This is a genomic window from Stenotrophomonas sp. SMYL8 (genome assembly GCF_036320065.1).
Classification (GTDB): Bacteria; Pseudomonadota; Gammaproteobacteria; order Xanthomonadales; family Xanthomonadaceae; genus Stenotrophomonas; species Stenotrophomonas maltophilia_A.
Map to the genome: position 1 here is coordinate 72,668 of NZ_JAWIRR010000020.1, position 15,173 is coordinate 87,840.

Below are 15,173 nucleotides of genomic sequence, written 5' to 3' on the forward strand. Positions count from 1 at the left end.
AGAGCCGCCGCGATGACCCAGTGGTACTTCCATGCCTCCGCCCAGGCCGAGCGTATCGGCCCGCTTGATGACGAGTCCGCGCGCCGTTATGCGCAGGCCAACCCGCGCGCCCTGGCCTGGTGCCAGGGCATGAGTGGGTGGACCTCGATTGCCGAGGTGCCCGAACTGCAGTCCGCGGCCCCGGGCATGCCGAACACCCCGCCGCCGGTCCCCGCCGCGGCCAGCGGCCGCGCCGACGACATCGAGTTCCGCATCGTCGGCCATGAAATGCAGTTCGTGGAGATCGAGCTCGACCCCGGTGAGAGCGCCATTGCCGAGGCCGGCGCATTGATGTTCAAGGATGCCACCGTGCAGATGGACACGGTGTTCGGCGCCGCCAACGGCGACCAGGGCGGCGGCTTCATGGGCAAGGTGATGGCCGCCGGCAAGCGCGTGCTGACCGGCGAGAGCCTGTTCGCCACCGTCTACACCCAGAGCGGCCACGGCAAGGGCAAGGTCGCCTTCGCCGCGCCCTACCCCGGCACCGTGCTGGCAATGAAGCTGGACCAGCATGGCGGCCGCCTGATCTGCCAGAAGGACAGCTTCCTGGCCGGCGCGCGCGGCGTGCAGATCGGCGTGCAGTTCCAGCGCAAGATCATGACCGGCCTGTTCGGCGGCGAAGGTTTCATCATGCAGAAGCTGGAAGGCGACGGCTGGGTGTTCATCCATGCCGGCGGTTGCGTGGTGGAGCGCGAGCTGGCCGCCGGCGAGCGGCTGGACGTGGATACCGGCTGCGTGGTGGCCTACCACCCGACCGTAGACATGGATGTGCGCCGGGTGGCCGGCATCAAGAGCATGCTGTTCGGTGGCGAAGGCGTGTTCCTGGCCACGCTGACCGGTCCGGGCAAGGTCTGGCTGCAGTCGCTGCCGTTCTCACGCCTGGCCGGCCGCATGTGGATGGCCGCGCCGCAGGGCGGTGGCCAGAACCGCGGCGAAGGCTCGGTGCTGGGCGGCCTGGGCCGGATGCTGGACGGCGACAACCGGTTCTGACCGCCCCCGGTAGTGCCGGCCGCTGGCCGGAGCCCCATGGACCTTGGCGCGCATCCCGGTAGTGCCGGCCGCTGGCCGGCAGCCTCATGGACCTTGGCGAGCCTCCCGGTAGTGCCGGCCGCTGGCCGGCAGCCTCATGAACCGTTGCCAGGTTCCCAATGATTGCCGGCCAGCGGCCGGCACTACCTTTATGAATGGGCGATGTTTCCTACCCTGCCCGCCCCGCCACGGCTTCGGTATGCTGGCGCCCTTTCCAGAATCCGGCGCCGCGAGCGCACTGCCGATGAGCCTGTTCCGCCCCCGCATGCTGCTGTCCGTCGCCCTGATCGGCCTGCTGGCCGGCTGCGGTGGCGACCCGGTCCGCCCCACACCGCCGCCGGCGCCGACCGTGGTGCCGCAGGCCAAGCCGGTGAAGATCGGCATCGCCCTCGGTGGTGGCGCAGCCAAGGGCTTCGCGCACATCGGCGTGATCAAGATGCTGGAGGCCAACGGCTTCGAACCGGCCGTGGTGTCCGGCACCAGCGCCGGCAGCGTGGTGGGTGCGCTGTACGCCAGCGGCATGGACGCGTTCCAGATGCAGAGCAAGGCAGTCGCCCTGGACGAAGCCAGCATCCGCGACGTGCGCCTGTTCTCCGGCGGCCTGGTGCAGGGCCAGAAGCTGCAGGACTACGTCAACGAGCAGGTTGCCAACCGTCCTGCCGAGCGCCTGAAGAAGCCGTTCGCCGCCGTCGCCACCCAGCTCGAAACCGGCGAGCGCTCGATTTTCGTGCGCGGCAACGTCGGCCAGGCGGTGCGCGCGTCCAGCAGCATTCCCGGTGTGTTCGAACCGGTGAAGATCGGTGGCCGCAACTACATCGATGGCGGCGTGGTCAGCCCGGTGCCGGTGGATGCCGCGCGCCAGCTCGGCGCCGACTTCGTGATCGCCGTGGACATCTCCAGCAAGGCCAGCGGCAAGGCGCCGACCGACATGCTGGGCATCGTCAACCAGTCCATCTCGATCATGGGCCAGCGCCTGGGCGAACAGGAACTGGCACGCGCCGACATCGTCATCCGCCCGAAGGTGCTGGACATCGGCGCCGCCGATTTCAGCCAGCGTGGCACCGCGATCCTGGAAGGCGAGAAGGCCGCAATGGCAGCCATGCCGCAGATCCGCGCGAAGATCCAGCAGCTGCAGCGCGCACGTGCCGCCGCAGCCGCACCGGCACCGGTGGCCGCGCCGAAGTGCGAGAGAGCCTCGCGTCTGGGCAAGCTGATGGGCCGCAAGGACAAGTGCTGATCTGAGCCGGTGTGTCGCTGCCAGACTGCGACGCGCGTGCTAACGCGTGGGCCGGTAGCCGCTGGCCTGCTGTCGCTCGCGCCTGCGCTTCTGGCGCGCCTGCTCCTGCAGTGTCGCCGTATGCTGCAGCTGTTCCATGCCATCGGCCGGTACGTGCAGCTGGCGTCGCGCACGGGTCAGCGCCAGATAGACCGCGCGCACCGGGTTGTGCCAGATGCGCCCGCCCTGCCCCGCACTGAAGCAACCGGGTGACAGCGAGACCACGTCGAACTGCAGGTTCTTCGCGTGTTCGGCCAGGCACAGCGCCACCCGCCCTTCAGCGGGCGTGTCCTGGTCATCAAGCGCCAGCAGCAGTGACTGCACCCGATCGGCAGACGCAAACAGTTCGACCAGCGCGCCCTGCCCTTCGTCGGCCTGCGTGGCCAGGAAGCGCTCCCATTCCTGGTCCGATGCACTATCGCGGCGCCGGCGCCACGCATCCAGCGGCCGCTGCAGCACGCTGCGCAGCGCGCGCAGCGATGCCGGATGCAGGTAGGGCCGCAGTCCGAGTGCGTGCAGCTGTGCCGCGTCCAGGGCCAGATCGGCGACGCTGCCATGGATGCGCAGGCCCTCGCTCGGCACCTGCGCCCAGTCGCGGTAATGCAGCACACCGGTGGCGCGGTCGGTGGCACCGATGAACGGCCCACTGTCCTGGTCCAGTCCATCCAGTGCCAGGGTCTGGTTGACCAGGCCTTCGACCTGGTTGCCCTGGCGCACCGACTGGTGCATTTCCAGCACCTTCGACGCGGCCCAGCGCGGCAACGTACCGGTCAGGCACTGGCGCGGGTCACCCAGGCTGACCACGCCAGGCGCATGGCCGGCCAGCAACTGCTTCCAAGACGGGCTCAGGTCATGCGCCTCGTCCACCAGCAGCATGCCCATGTCCTGCGGCGGGGTGACGCCGCGCAGCGCCAGCCACTTGCCGATGTGCGCCGGGCTGAGGCTCAGCAGCGTGCCCCGCTGCAGCTCGGCGTCGAACATGCAGCGCCAGACGTGCTCGGCGGCCGCCATGTACGGCGACACATCGAGCATCGCAGCGGGCACCGAACGGTCGAAATGCTGGAACGCCAAGCCCGTTGCCGACGACGCGCACCAGCGGTTGATGGCCTCGAACGCGGTCAGCAGCACCTGCTCCGGGCTGCGCCCACCGATGCCCTGCAGGCCGATGCGGCCGGCAATCTCGCGCGACGTACGGGTGCTGCGCCGGTAGCTGGCAACGAAGCCACCGGTCTGGCCGCTGCGCGCGGCGTGCTGCGCTACGCGGTTGGCGAACTCGATCTGGGTCAGCAGGCGCACCGCAGTGCTGGTCGGCACCCGGGCGCGGAAGGCTTCCACCTGCCCACGCGAGGGCGCCACGTAGGTGTAGCGGCCCGGCCGCGCATCCATCAGCGCCAGCACCAGGTGGCCCTTGCCGGTGCCGGCATAGCCATCGAGGTCGATCAGCTCATCGGGGTTGGCGGCGATGGCGCGCAGCACGCGGGCCTGCTCGGAGGTGTACAGGCCATGGTGTTCGACCGACCGTGCATCCTCGGCGACAACCTCATCCTGCGTGGCCTCGTCATCGTCACTGGAAAAGGTGGCGGGAAAGCGGATCTCATGTTCGACCAGGGTTTCCTGACAGGCCTGCTGCAGGGCCAGGCCCGGGTACTCCCGTGGCGACTGCGCGATGACGTCCTGCAGGATCTCCGCCGGTGCCAGCAGCACGCCGTGGCCGGCCAATGCGGTCAGCCAGGCATCCAGTTCCGGTTGGCCACCGCCACCGGGCCCGGCCAGCTGTGCAGCCGCGCCTTCGTTGCCGGCAAACAACGCGCAGGCATCATGCAGCAGGCGCTCGATCTCGGCCGCCGGATGCAGGCGCGTCCGGCACAGCTGCGCGGCCATCAGGCCGGCCTGCTCCACTGCGGTCTGCGGTGGTGTGCCATGGGCAACGTAGCGCGCCAGCGACTTGCGCTGCAGCGGCAGGAACGTGGTGGTGGGCAGCGGGTGCTGGAGTTCGGACATGCGTGGAACCGGAAAGGAACGCTGCGACGCGCGCAGGGCGGAGATGCTCGGCTACCCGCCCGGCGCCGTCAAATCGCGGCGGCGCGTTTATTCCAGCTGCGAAAGCGGCAATGCCTGGAAGCCCTTCACCGTGCGCAGCACGAAGCTGGAATTGGCATCGGCCACGCCGCCGGCATTGAGCAGCCGGTCCAGCAGGAAGTGCGAGAAGTGCTCCAGGTCGCGCACGTAGACGTGCAGCAGGTAGTCCATGTCGCCGGTCAGTGCATGGCAGGCCACCACTTCATCCCAGCCCTGCACGCTGTCGACGAAGTGGCCGATGGCGGCCTGGTCGTGCTTTTCCAGCTGCACGCGCACGAAGGCCTGCAGGCCCAGGCGCAGCTGGCGCGGTTCCAGCCGCGCGCCATAGCCGACGATCACGCCCTCGCTTTCCAGCCGCTGCAGGCGCCGCAGGCAGGCCGAGGGCGAGAGGTTCACCCGCGTCGCCAGCTCTGCGTTGGTGGCGCGCCCATCCCGCTGGATTTCAGCCAGCAGACGTATATCCGTGCGATCGAACTGGACTTCTCCGGCCATTGTTGCCCCGCAACATCGTGAGTACGCAATGATATTGCGCCAACAAGGCCAATCGGCGCAACTTTTGCAACCCTGTTGCGCGCGCCCTGCCCTAGCATCGTGGGTATCCCGTCAAGGAGTGCCCCATGGACCTCGCCCAGCCCCGCCGCGTCGAACACCAGCAGACCGACAAGGGCTACGTGCCGGTGTATACCACCGCGCTCGTCGAGCAGCCGTGGGACACCTACAGCGCCGACGACCACGCCACCTGGAGCACGCTGTACCAGCGCCAGCGCGAGCTGCTGGTCGGCCGCGCCTGCCAGGAATTCCTGGATGCACAGGACGAGATGGGCATGAACGCGCACATGATTCCGCGCTTCGACCAGCTCAACGAAGTGCTCGGCGCCGCCACCGGCTGGACCCTGGTCGGCGTGGAAGGCCTGCTGCCGGAACTGGACTTCTTCGACCACCTGGCCAACCGTCGTTTCCCGGTGACCTGGTGGATCCGTCGCCCGGACCAGATCGATTACATCGCCGAACCGGACCTGTTCCACGATCTGTTCGGCCATGTGCCGCTGCTGATGAACCCGGTGTTCGCCGACTACATGGAGGCGTACGGCCGTGGCGGCGTCAAAGCCCACGCGATCGGCCCGGATGCACTGCAGAACCTGACCCGCCTGTACTGGTACACGGTGGAGTTCGGCCTGATCGATACGCCCGACGGCCTGCGCATCTACGGCGCCGGCATCGTGTCGTCGAAAGGCGAATCGCTGTACTCGCTGGAATCGGCCGCGCCCAACCGCATCGGCTTCGACCTGCAGCGGATCATGCGCACGAAGTACCGCATCGACACCTTCCAGAAGACCTACTTCGTCATCGACAGCTTCGAACAGCTGATGCAGGCGACCTCGCCGGACTTCACCCCGATCTACGCGGCGCTGTCTGATCAGGCGCATCTGCCGGCGGGCGATGTGCAGGGCGATGACCGCGTGTTCCAGAAGGGCACCGGCGAAGGCTGGGCCGACGGCGGCGACGTGTAGGCGAACGGCACACACCGCTCCGTACTGAAAACGGCGCACCTGGATGCGCCGTTTTCGTTGCTGCCTGCCTGCACCGTCACGGCAGTGCAGGCGATGGCAGGGCGATCAGGCGTCCACGGCCCGGCAGGAACCGCGCACCATCAGCTGCGGATGCACGCTGGTTGCGGTCGGCGCATCCGGCACGTCGGCCTGCACCAGCATCGCCGCCGCCATGCGCCCGATGTCGGACACATGGCGGCGCACCGAGGTCAGCGGCGGCCACAGCCGCGACGCCAGTGGGCTGTCGTCGTAGCTGACGATCGACAACTGCTGCGGCACCGCGATGCCCGCACGCAACGCCACCTGATACACGCCGGCAGCCATTTCGTCGTTGCCGGCAAAGATCGCACTGGGCCGTTGTCCGCCCATCAGCAGCCGTTCGGCGGCATGCACGCCCGACTCGAACGTATCGCCCGCTTCCAGCACGCGTTCACCCGGCAGGGTCAGGCCCACCTGCGCCAGCCGGTCGAGGAAGCCATGGGTGCGCTCGCGTGCGGTACGGCGGTCGCCCGGACCGGCAATCACCGCGATGTCGCGGTGGCCGAGCGAGAGCAGGTAGCCCGCTGCCGCGGCTGCACCGTCGCGATCATGGGTGACCACGGCCTGTGCCTCGTCATCCGACACATGCGCGTTGATGCGGACGTAGCGGCATTCAATGCCGTCGAGCATCTCCGTCAACGCAGCTGACTCGGAGGCACGCGGGCCCAGGATCACGCCATGCAGCTTCTGCTGCTGCACGAAGCGCCGCACGCCGTACGCACAGTCCGGAGCCAGGCTGTCGCAGGGATGCACCACCAGTTCATAGCCGGTGCCGCGCAGCGCTTCCAACGCGCCGTGCTGCAGGTCGACGATGCATTGGGCGCCCGGGTCGTCATACACCAGGCCGATCAGGAAGGAGCGGCGGAACGCGAGGCCGCGCGCCAGGGGGTCGGGCACGTAACCGACCTCGCGCATCAACGCCTCGACCTTGTCGCGGGTGTCTTTGCGCACCAGCGGCGAGTTGTTGATGATTCTTGAAACCGTTTTCTTGGAAACTCCCGACAGTCGTGCGATGTCGTTGATCGTGGCAGCCTTGCCCTTCGATGCCGGCAACGCGGCATCGCTAATAATTCGCACTGACATGTATAGAACCAGGTAAGTCGGAGAATTCTAGCCTTGCGCCCGTGGGGCGCGAAGTTGCGGAATGTCGCAGCGAAGATGGATCGCGTCGTGTTCGACCGCTTCTGCTGCGCGAGGTTCCATTGTGATCGCTCTACTTGATGTCCATCTGAACCGTTCTTCCGCGCGTGTTCACCTTGAATGCGGGCGCGACGCGCGCGAACGCCAACATTCCCTTAACCAGGCTCCGCTACAGTCGGGGCATGGACCTGCAGACTTCTCCGTTTCCGGTGTTCCGTGGCCGCGACAGGTTGATCGCTGCGGTCGACGCGGCGATGACCTCCGGTGATGCCGAGCGCATCACCGCCGACCTGCAGCTGGCGCTGCAGGAAGCCATCGCGGACAGCCGCATCGAATTGCCCGAGTGCGTACACCGTCCGGTCAGTGATCATTACGCGCGACGCCCGCTGTACCACAGCCGCGAACACGGCTACAGCGTGATTGCCATGAGCTGGGGCCCAGGGCAGGGCACGCCGCTGCACGACCACGATGCCATGTGGTGTGTGGAGGGAGTGTGGTCAGGCGAGCTGGAGATCACCCGCTATGAACTGCTGGAGCGCAACGGTGAGCGCTGCCGCTTCCGCCGCCACGCCGTGCTGCGCGGGGGCTGCGGCAGTGCCGGCAGCCTGATTCCGCCGCACGAGTACCACACCCTGCGCAACGCCAGCAACGAAGCGCTGGCGATCTCGGTACACGTGTACGAGGCGCAGATGGAGCGCTCTGCGGTGTTCGATCCGCTCGGTGGTGACTGGTACCAGCGCCGCATCCAGGCATTGCAGGCCGACCCGGCCTGAGCCGGGGGCAGGGCGGGGCACCACCAGCACCGTCGTGAGCCACGTGGCATCATGCGCCGCTGCGCTGCCGGACCCGGCGGCGATCCGCGATGCCCGGTCGGGCAAGGAGCAAGACGATGTCCAGCGCTGATCCGCGCCTGCGCGCGCTGTTGAAGCTGGCACCGGTGATTCCGGTGTACACCCCCGAAGATGTGAATGAAGCGGTCGAAGTGGCCCAGGCGCTGTTCCGCGGCGGCCTGCCGGTGATCGAAGTGACGCTGCGCACGCCGCAGGCGCTGGATGCGATCAAGGCGATGGTCGAGGCCGTGCCCGATGCGGTAATCGGTGCCGGCACCGTGCTCAACACCGCGCAGATGCAGGCAGCGAAGCAGGCCGGTGCGCGTTTCGCGGTGTCCCCGGGTGCGACACCGGCACTGTATGCCGCCGCACGCGACGCCGACCTGCCGTACCTGCCCGGTGCCGCCACCGCATCGGACCTGATCCTGGGCCTGGAGCACGGCCACGACACCTTCAAGTTCTTCCCGGCAGTGCAGGCCGGTGGCGCTGCGCTGCTGGCGGCCTGGCACGGCCCGTTCGCCGATGTGCGCTTCTGCCCGACCGGCGGCATCAGCGCGCAGACTGCGCCGCAGTTCCTGCACCTGCCCAACGTGCTGTGCGTGGGCGGCTCGTGGCTGACCACCCCGGCGCTGCTGCAGACCCGCGACTGGGATGCGATCGAGCGCCTGGCCCGCGAGGCGTCAGTGCTGGCCAGCTGAACCTGCTGCACGAATCGTCAAAGGTTTGATCGTGATCAAAGCGCCGGCCTCGAGCCGGCGTCATTCTGTGGGCAAGCGCACTACGGAGATCCGAACATGAATTCGACCATGAAGGCCGCCGTGGTGCGTGAGTTCGGCAAGCCACTGGTGATCGAGGAAGTCCAGGTACCGCGCCCGGGGGCGGGCGAAGTACTGGTCAAGATCGAGGCCTGTGGCGTCTGCCACACCGACCTGCACGCCGCCGAGGGCGACTGGCCGGTGAAACCGAACCCGCCGTTCATCCCCGGTCACGAGGGCGTGGGGCACATCGTGGCCGTGGGAGGCGGGGTAGGGCACGTCAAGGAAGGCGACAGGGTCGGCATCCCCTGGTTGTACTCGGCCTGTGGCCATTGCGAACACTGCCTGGGGGGCTGGGAAACGCTGTGCGAGACACAGCGCAACACCGGCTACTCGGTCAACGGCGGCTTCGCCGAGTACGCACTGGCCGATGCCAACTATGTCGGCCTGCTTCCGAAGGACGTGGGCTTCGTCGAGATCGCGCCGGTGCTGTGCGCCGGCGTGACCGTCTACAAGGGCCTGAAGGTGACCGACACCAAGCCCGGGGACTGGGTCGCCATCTCCGGCATCGGCGGTCTGGGCCACATGGCGGTGCAGTACGCCCGCGCGATGGGCCTGAACGTGGCTGCGGTGGATGTGGACGACAACAAGCTGGCATTGGCCCGGCAGCTCGGCGCGCAGATCACCGTCAACGCGCGCACCACCGACCCCGCCGCCTTCCTGAAGAAGGAAATCGGCGGCGCGCACGGCGCCCTGGTCACCGCGGTTTCGCCGAAGGCCTTCGAGCAGGCGCTGGGCATGGTCCGCCGTGGCGGCACCGTCTCGCTCAACGGCCTGCCGCCGGGCAACTTCCCGCTGGACATCTTCGGCATGGTGCTCAACGGCATCACCGTACGCGGCTCGATCGTCGGCACCCGGCTGGACCTGCAGGAGTCGCTGCAGTTCGCCGCCGAAGGCAAGGTCGCGGCCACGGTCAGCACCGACCGCCTGGAAAACATCAACGACGTGTTCGCGCGCATGCACGCGGGCACCATTGAAGGCCGCGTGGTGCTCGACTTCGCCGCCTGACCGCCTGTGCATGGCCGCCGTCGTTCCGTCCCCCTCTCCCACGGACGCGGCGGCCATGCCTATCCCCCGGTGGTGTCGGCCGTTGGCCGGCAACCCCCAGTCGGTTCGGTAGTGCCGGCCGCTGGCCGGCAACCCGGGCACTCTGTGGCAGCCGTACAATGCGCGCATGCCCGGCCTGCTCAAGACCCTGTTCCTGTCCCTCGTCGCCCTGATCGGCGGCGTGCTGTCGCTTGCGCTGGTCAGCAGCGTCGCCAGCTGGCTGCCCCCGCTGGTGGGCATGTCGCCGGACAACAACAGCGTGCAGCTGGGGTGGGACCTGGCCTTCAGCGTGCTCGGCGGCGTCGCCGGCATTTCCTTCGCCACCTACTACGCGCCGTGCTGGCCGCGTTCGCATGGGTTCTCGATCTGGTCGCTGATCGCACTCGGATGCGGTTACGCGATGTGGAGCGCCGGCGCGGATTTCCCACTCTGGTTCGTCATTTCGCTGCTGGCATCGCTGCCGTTGCAGCTGCTGGCCGGCTGGTGGTTCGGCCGCCGCGCGTCGCGCGATCCGCGCTGAGCGCATCCAGGTAGTGCCGGCCGCGGGGCGGCCCCCCCCCCCCGGGGAAACGGGGCGGGCCCCGGGGGGCCCGACCCCGGAGGGGCCGGGCCGCTGGCCGGCAACCCCGGCCATGCTACAGGTGCCGGCCAGCGGCCGGCACTACCGCTTCAGCGACGGCAGCGTCTGCTTCAATCGCGCGATGCCCCGCCATGGGTCACCCTTCAGCCGCTTGGCACGCGCCAGCGCCTTGGCCATCGGAAACGCGTCGGCCGCGCTCACCCGCGCCAGTTCTTCCCAGCGCAGCGGCACCGCCACGCCGCCAGAATCGCGTGCACGCAGCGACCACGAGCACACGCTGGTGGCGCCTCGGGTGTTGCGCAGCCAGTCGATGAAGATGACGCCATTGCGCTTCGCCTTGCTCATCGTCGCCACGTAGCGGTCCGGCGCCTGCTCCGCCATCGCCTGTGCGAACGCCTCGCAGAATGCCTTGGCTTCGTCCCAGCCAGCCTTGGGCTGCAGTGGCACCACCACGTGCACGCCCTTGCCGCCAGACAGGCGTACGAAGCTCTCCAGACCCACCTGCTGCAGGCGGTCACGCACGTCGCGCGCACCGGCTTTCACCTGTACCCAGCTGACGCCGTCACCAGGGTCGAGATCGAACACCAGTCGATCCGGATGCTCCGGGTCGGCCACGGTCGCACCCCAGGGATGCAGCTCCAGCGTGTTCATCTGCACCAGTTGCAGCAGGCCCCGTGCATCGTCGATGTAGACGTAATCCTCGCGGCCGCTCTTCTGCAGGAGGGGCACCGCATGTACCGCATCGCCCAGGCCGGGGCCATGATGCTTCTGGAAGAAGCAGGCCTTGCCGACGCCATCCGGACAGCGCAGCAATGACAGCGGACGTCCGGCGATTTCGGGCAGGATCCAGCGCGCCATGCGCTGGTAGTAGTCGGCCACGTCGCCCTTGCTCAGTTTCTGCTTTGGAAACACCGCCCGCTCAGGATGGGTGATCTGGACCTCACCTCCGGCTTCGGCATCTGCGCTGCTCATTCCCAGGTCCTCCTTCTGCTTGTCGCTGCGCAACCGCTTGAAACTGGCCTGGCGCAGCAGGCCTTCCTTGCCCCAGCCACGGAACGCCACCTCCGCCACCGTCACCGGTTTCACCCAGCGTACGCTGGCGGCGCGGAACGGCACATGCGCCGGCAGCTGCAGCACCGGCGTCTTCACTGCCAAAGGCTGCAGTGCCTTGAGCAGCGCGCGCAGGCGCTCGTCGTCGAAGCCGGTACCCACGCGGCCCACATAGCGCAGCCCGGCCTTGTCCGGCGTGGCCAGAAGCAGCGAGCCGAACCCCACCCGGGAACCCTTGGGTGCCGTATAGCCGACGATCACGAACTCGTCGGTGTCTTCGTGCTTCACCTTCACCCAGCTGCGCGCGCGGGTGTTTACGTACGGCGCATCCACCTGCTTGCTGACGATGCCTTCGAAGCCGGCCTCGCCGCTGGCATCGAACACCTGCGGCCCATGGTCGACCACGTGTTCGCTGAAGGCCAGTGTTCCAGGCGCCGGCCCGATGAGATCCTTCAGCAGCGCCTTGCGTTCCAGCAACGGCGCACGACTGATGTCCACGCCGGCCACACCCGGAAGATCGAACACGATGTAACGCAACGGTTGCTTCGAGCTTCCATCGATCACGCGCTGCAGTGCTGCGAAATTGCTGCGTCCTTCCTTGTCCAGAACCACCAGCTCGCCATCCAGGCGCGCATCGCGCACCGGCAGCGCCAGCACGGCCTGCGCGACCTCGGGAAAATCGGCCGTCCAGTCCAGGCCGTTGCGCGAGCGGAGTTTCACCTCGCCATTGTGCAGATCGGCCAGCAGACGATAGCCGTCCCACTTGATCTCGTGCAGCCAGCGCTCGCCGTCGGGGGCACTGTCGCGATGATCGGTCAACTGCGGTTTGAACCCAAGGGGATAGGGCGTATCACGTGCGCCGTGCAGTTGCAGCGCGCGTGCACGCCAACGCGCATCGGCCTTGCGCGTGGTCGTGCGTGCGACGGGTGCAGCATGCGCCGCCTTCGCTGTGGAACGCTTCTTCGCCGCAGATGCTCGTTTCGGCGTGGGTGCCGTCAGCAGGTCATCCGCCTCCGCGTCGCGCGCTTCGCCGTCGTCGCGCTTGATCAGCAGCCACTGCACCTGACGCCCCTTCATTGCCGTGCGCACCAGCTTCCAGCCGCCCGCCAGGCGTTGCCCATGCAGCACGAAGTCGATCTTTCCAGCGGCCAGCGCCTGCAGTGGATCGCCTTCACAGGCCCAGGTGCCGTGATCGAACACATCCACGTGGCCAGCACCATAGTGGCCTTCAGGAATGTCGCCTTCGAAACCGGCGTAGGACAGCGGATGGTCTTCCACTTCCACGGCCAGCCGCTTCTCACCGACGCGCAGCGAAGGCCCCTTGGGCACGGCCCAGCTCTTCAGTACGCCGTCCATTTCCAGGCGGAAGTCATAGTGACGCGAGCTTGCGTGATGCAGCTGGATGACGAAGGTCGGCCGCCGCTTCGGATTCCCGCGTGCGGGCGTGTCGTCAGGCTCCGGCGTCTGCCCGGCGCCACCACCCAGTCTGCGCTTGCGCCGGTACTGGTGCAGCGACATGGTTCAACCTGCCTTGCGCCGCGTGGTCTTCTTTACGGCCTTTTTGGCGGCCTTCTTCGCAGCCTTCTTCGCCGGTGCCTTGCGCATTGCCGTCTTCTTCGCCGGCGTGCGCTTGTTGGCGTCCAGGCTCTTCTGAAGCAACGCCATGAAATCCACCACATTGGTGGTGGCATCTTCACGCGGTGCGGGCTCGTCTTCCACCCGGGTAGTGCCGCCCTTGGATTTGATGCGCTTGTTCAATACCAGCTGCAGACGCTCGCGGAACTCATCGTGATAATCCGAAGGATCCCAGTCACCGGCCATTGATTCGATCAGCTGTTCGGCCATCGCCGTTTCCTTGCTGGTGATGCGATAGTCGGACAGTTTTCCGGTGGGCAGCTTGTAGTCCTCGGGATCCACCAGCTCCTGCGGATAGCGCAGGATCATCAACACCAGCGCGTCCTCATGCGGCATCACCGCGCACAGGTATTCGCGCGTGCGCACCACCACCCGCGCGATGCCCACCTTGCCGGTACTGCGCAGCGTTTCGCGCAACAGCACATAGCCCTTTTCGGCCTTCTTGCCGGGCACCAGCAGATACGGTTTCTCGTAGTAGCGTGGGTCGATCTGCGCCGCATCCACGAACGATTCCACCTCCACCGCTTCGTGGCTTTCCGGCGCCGCCGAACGGATATCACCTTCCTCCAGCACGACATAACTGCCCTTGTCGTACTCATAGGCTTTGACGATGTCCTTCCAGGGCACTTCCTCACCAGTGTCGGCGTTGACCCGTTCGAAACGGATCGGCTTGCGATCGCGGGAGTCGAGCATGCGGAACTGCAGATCGACCTTGCGTTCGCCGGACATCAGTGACACCGGCACGTTGAGCAGGCCAAACGACAACGTGCCGGTCCAGATCGGGCGGGCCATGGGCGCACCTTTGGCGGGGCAGGGTGCCCAGCGTGGGCCGGAGGGCGTAAACCAGCCGTGTCCGTGCCGTGCACGTGGGTTCTACGGAAAGCGGTAGTGCCGGCCGCTGGCCGGCTGAGGCTCGCGGCCTGAAGTTTCCTGGGGTTGGCGGCCCGCGGCCGGCACTACTGCAGTAACGGCCTCACCGCCGCCGCCGGAATATGGTCCAGTGCGCGCCAGGCGTCCTCCACCACCGGCCTCGCCTGCGACCAGCTCAACCGCGACTGCCCGCGCATCTGCTCCCAGTGCTCGGCCAGTTCCTCGCAGGTATCGGCGGCATCACCACGCGGCCAGTCGGCAGCGTGGGTAGTCAGCGCGAAGGCATACACCGGGCACAGATCGCGCCAGTTGCGGTGGCTGTGGCCACGGCGCTCTTCGTAATCGCTCAGCATGTACTGCAGGTAGTCCTGCGCCACGGCCTGCGGGTCCTCGTGGCGACGCGTGCGGCGCTGCGCGGTGCGTTGGCCGAGCGGATCGAGCAGGGCGTTGAAGACGGACGGTGCGGGTCGTTCAAGACGGGGCATGGCCGGCTCCTGCAGCGGGGGCGGGTGGGCAGGAATACGCGCGATCCCGTTACCGGGGGGTGAGCGAGATGTTCATGACGCCAGGTTCGCAGCGGCTTTACCTGCAGCGCGGTGTAGTGGGAGCCCCCGAGTGCAGGTACCAGACCATGAGCCGAGAGACCTCACGAGACCCGCTGCGCGAAAACCACCCGCCCATTCCCGGCGAGCAGCGCGGCAAGCGCGATGCCGACAATGCCGACTACCGCGGCACCGGTGCACCGTTCTTCGATGCCGAGCATGCCGGAGAGCATCTGCCGGTGAAGCACGAGTCTGAACAGGCCGCGCTGGACCGCAAGGACGGCGGCGACCGCCATCGTGGCGGCCAGGAAAGCCCGCTCAAGCGGCGTGAGCGCAAGCAGCGCGCCAGCGACAACCAGGATGAGGCGCTGGAGGAGACCTTCCCGGCCAGCGACCCGACCTCGCCGTTCGTGCCGGCCAAGGCCCCCGACTGACCGGTAGTGCCGGCCGCTGGCCGGCAACCTCCTGACGTCCTGCACGGCGCAATGCCGGCCAGAGCCCCCGACTGACCGGTAGTGCCGGCCGCTGGCCGGCAACCTCCTGACGTCCTGCACAGCGCGATTCTGGCCAGGGCCCCCCGACTGACCAGTAGTGCCGGCCGCTGGCCGGCAACCCCCTGACGTCCTGCACGGCGCGATGCCGGCCAGCGGCC

The 15,173-nt window shown here is 67.7% G+C and carries 14 protein-coding genes; 8 read left to right on the forward strand and 6 right to left on the reverse strand.

Features of this window, described 5'->3' with window-relative positions; all coding sequences use genetic code 11:
- Window positions 1-12 precede the first annotated feature (12 nt).
- Both V3B25_RS15485 and V3B25_RS15490 read left to right on the forward strand, forming a co-directional pair.
- Window positions 13-1,029, forward strand: a complete 1,017-nt coding sequence (locus V3B25_RS15485; protein ID WP_329810949.1) for a TIGR00266 family protein — start codon at window positions 13-15, stop codon at window positions 1,027-1,029.
- 283 nt (window positions 1,030-1,312) lie between these two features.
- The gene (locus tag V3B25_RS15490; RefSeq protein ID WP_329810950.1) at window positions 1,313-2,305 is read left to right on the forward strand and encodes a patatin-like phospholipase family protein; all 993 of its coding nucleotides are present in this window, start codon (window positions 1,313-1,315) and stop codon (window positions 2,303-2,305) included.
- A gap of 39 nt (window positions 2,306-2,344) precedes the next feature.
- Here the strand turns inward: V3B25_RS15490 and V3B25_RS15495 are convergent, their stop codons facing one another.
- A complete protein-coding gene (locus V3B25_RS15495; protein ID WP_329810951.1) occupies window positions 2,345-4,345 on the reverse strand; it encodes a hypothetical protein in 2,001 nt (666 codons plus the stop codon).
- Window positions 4,346-4,432: 87 nt separating this feature from the next.
- Window positions 4,433-4,915 (reverse strand): Lrp/AsnC family transcriptional regulator, encoded by a 483-nt coding sequence (locus tag V3B25_RS15500; protein WP_004153377.1) that lies wholly within the window; start codon window positions 4,913-4,915, stop codon window positions 4,433-4,435.
- Between the two features lie 125 nt (window positions 4,916-5,040).
- On the opposite strand from V3B25_RS15500, the gene phhA reads away from it, so the two are divergent.
- Window positions 5,041-5,934, forward strand: a complete 894-nt coding sequence (phhA, locus tag V3B25_RS15505; protein WP_110710638.1) for a phenylalanine 4-monooxygenase — start codon at window positions 5,041-5,043, stop codon at window positions 5,932-5,934.
- Window positions 5,935-6,039: 105 nt separating this feature from the next.
- Here phhA and V3B25_RS15510 read toward each other — a convergent pair whose 3' ends face one another.
- Window positions 6,040-7,095, reverse strand: coding sequence for a LacI family DNA-binding transcriptional regulator (locus V3B25_RS15510; RefSeq protein WP_032129266.1), 1,056 nt, complete (start codon window positions 7,093-7,095; stop codon window positions 6,040-6,042).
- A gap of 239 nt (window positions 7,096-7,334) precedes the next feature.
- Here V3B25_RS15510 and V3B25_RS15515 point away from each other — a divergent pair, with 239 nt between their 5' ends.
- The 4 genes from V3B25_RS15515 (at window position 7,335) to V3B25_RS15530 (ending at window position 10,364) form a co-directional block, all read left to right on the forward strand.
- Window positions 7,335-7,925, forward strand: coding sequence for a cysteine dioxygenase family protein (locus V3B25_RS15515; protein ID WP_049399007.1), 591 nt, complete (start codon window positions 7,335-7,337; stop codon window positions 7,923-7,925).
- Between the two features lie 116 nt (window positions 7,926-8,041).
- A complete protein-coding gene (gene eda, locus V3B25_RS15520; protein ID WP_049422364.1) occupies window positions 8,042-8,680 on the forward strand; it encodes a bifunctional 4-hydroxy-2-oxoglutarate aldolase/2-dehydro-3-deoxy-phosphogluconate aldolase in 639 nt (212 codons plus the stop codon).
- 96 nt (window positions 8,681-8,776) lie between these two features.
- Complete coding sequence (adhP, locus tag V3B25_RS15525) at window positions 8,777-9,805, forward strand: alcohol dehydrogenase AdhP (protein ID WP_182266977.1); 1,029 nt, start codon at window positions 8,777-8,779, stop codon at window positions 9,803-9,805.
- Between the two features lie 166 nt (window positions 9,806-9,971).
- On the forward strand, window positions 9,972-10,364 hold the full coding sequence (locus V3B25_RS15530; RefSeq protein ID WP_107432547.1) for a hypothetical protein: 393 nt from the start codon (window positions 9,972-9,974) through the stop codon (window positions 10,362-10,364).
- Window positions 10,365-10,505: 141 nt separating this feature from the next.
- On the opposite strand, the gene ligD is transcribed toward V3B25_RS15530, so the two are convergent.
- From ligD to V3B25_RS15545, 3 genes are all read right to left on the reverse strand, one after another.
- Window positions 10,506-12,992, reverse strand: a complete 2,487-nt coding sequence (gene ligD, locus V3B25_RS15535; protein WP_329810952.1) for a DNA ligase D — start codon at window positions 12,990-12,992, stop codon at window positions 10,506-10,508.
- A 3-nt stretch (window positions 12,993-12,995) separates the two neighbouring features.
- Complete coding sequence (locus V3B25_RS15540; RefSeq protein ID WP_049422360.1) at window positions 12,996-13,901, reverse strand: Ku protein; 906 nt, start codon at window positions 13,899-13,901, stop codon at window positions 12,996-12,998.
- A 164-nt stretch (window positions 13,902-14,065) separates the two neighbouring features.
- Window positions 14,066-14,464, reverse strand: coding sequence for a hypothetical protein (locus V3B25_RS15545; RefSeq protein WP_032129272.1), 399 nt, complete (start codon window positions 14,462-14,464; stop codon window positions 14,066-14,068).
- Window positions 14,465-14,610: 146 nt separating this feature from the next.
- Between V3B25_RS15545 and V3B25_RS15550 the strand changes: the two genes are divergently transcribed.
- Window positions 14,611-14,955 (forward strand): hypothetical protein, encoded by a 345-nt coding sequence (locus tag V3B25_RS15550; protein ID WP_032129273.1) that lies wholly within the window; start codon window positions 14,611-14,613, stop codon window positions 14,953-14,955.
- The last annotated feature ends 218 nt before the right edge of the window (window positions 14,956-15,173 follow it).

Excerpts from the sequence above, each read along its gene's own strand:
- V3B25_RS15485 (WP_329810949.1), top strand. The coding sequence starts at position 13 with ATGACCCAGTGGTACTTCCATGCCTCCGCCCAGGCCGAGCGTATCGGC.
- V3B25_RS15490 (WP_329810950.1), top strand. The coding sequence starts at position 1,313 with ATGAGCCTGTTCCGCCCCCGCATGCTGCTGTCCGTCGCCCTGATCGGC.
- V3B25_RS15495 (WP_329810951.1), bottom strand. The coding sequence starts at position 4,345 with ATGTCCGAACTCCAGCACCCGCTGCCCACCACCACGTTCCTGCCGCTG.
- V3B25_RS15500 (WP_004153377.1), bottom strand. The coding sequence starts at position 4,915 with ATGGCCGGAGAAGTCCAGTTCGATCGCACGGATATACGTCTGCTGGCT.
- phhA (WP_110710638.1), top strand. The coding sequence starts at position 5,041 with ATGGACCTCGCCCAGCCCCGCCGCGTCGAACACCAGCAGACCGACAAG.
- V3B25_RS15510 (WP_032129266.1), bottom strand. The coding sequence starts at position 7,095 with ATGTCAGTGCGAATTATTAGCGATGCCGCGTTGCCGGCATCGAAGGGC.
- V3B25_RS15515 (WP_049399007.1), top strand. The coding sequence starts at position 7,335 with ATGGACCTGCAGACTTCTCCGTTTCCGGTGTTCCGTGGCCGCGACAGG.
- eda (WP_049422364.1), top strand. The coding sequence starts at position 8,042 with ATGTCCAGCGCTGATCCGCGCCTGCGCGCGCTGTTGAAGCTGGCACCG.
- adhP (WP_182266977.1), top strand. The coding sequence starts at position 8,777 with ATGAATTCGACCATGAAGGCCGCCGTGGTGCGTGAGTTCGGCAAGCCA.
- V3B25_RS15530 (WP_107432547.1), top strand. The coding sequence starts at position 9,972 with ATGCCCGGCCTGCTCAAGACCCTGTTCCTGTCCCTCGTCGCCCTGATC.
- ligD (WP_329810952.1), bottom strand. The coding sequence starts at position 12,992 with ATGTCGCTGCACCAGTACCGGCGCAAGCGCAGACTGGGTGGTGGCGCC.
- V3B25_RS15540 (WP_049422360.1), bottom strand. The coding sequence starts at position 13,901 with ATGGCCCGCCCGATCTGGACCGGCACGTTGTCGTTTGGCCTGCTCAAC.
- V3B25_RS15545 (WP_032129272.1), bottom strand. The coding sequence starts at position 14,464 with ATGCCCCGTCTTGAACGACCCGCACCGTCCGTCTTCAACGCCCTGCTC.
- V3B25_RS15550 (WP_032129273.1), top strand. The coding sequence starts at position 14,611 with ATGAGCCGAGAGACCTCACGAGACCCGCTGCGCGAAAACCACCCGCCC.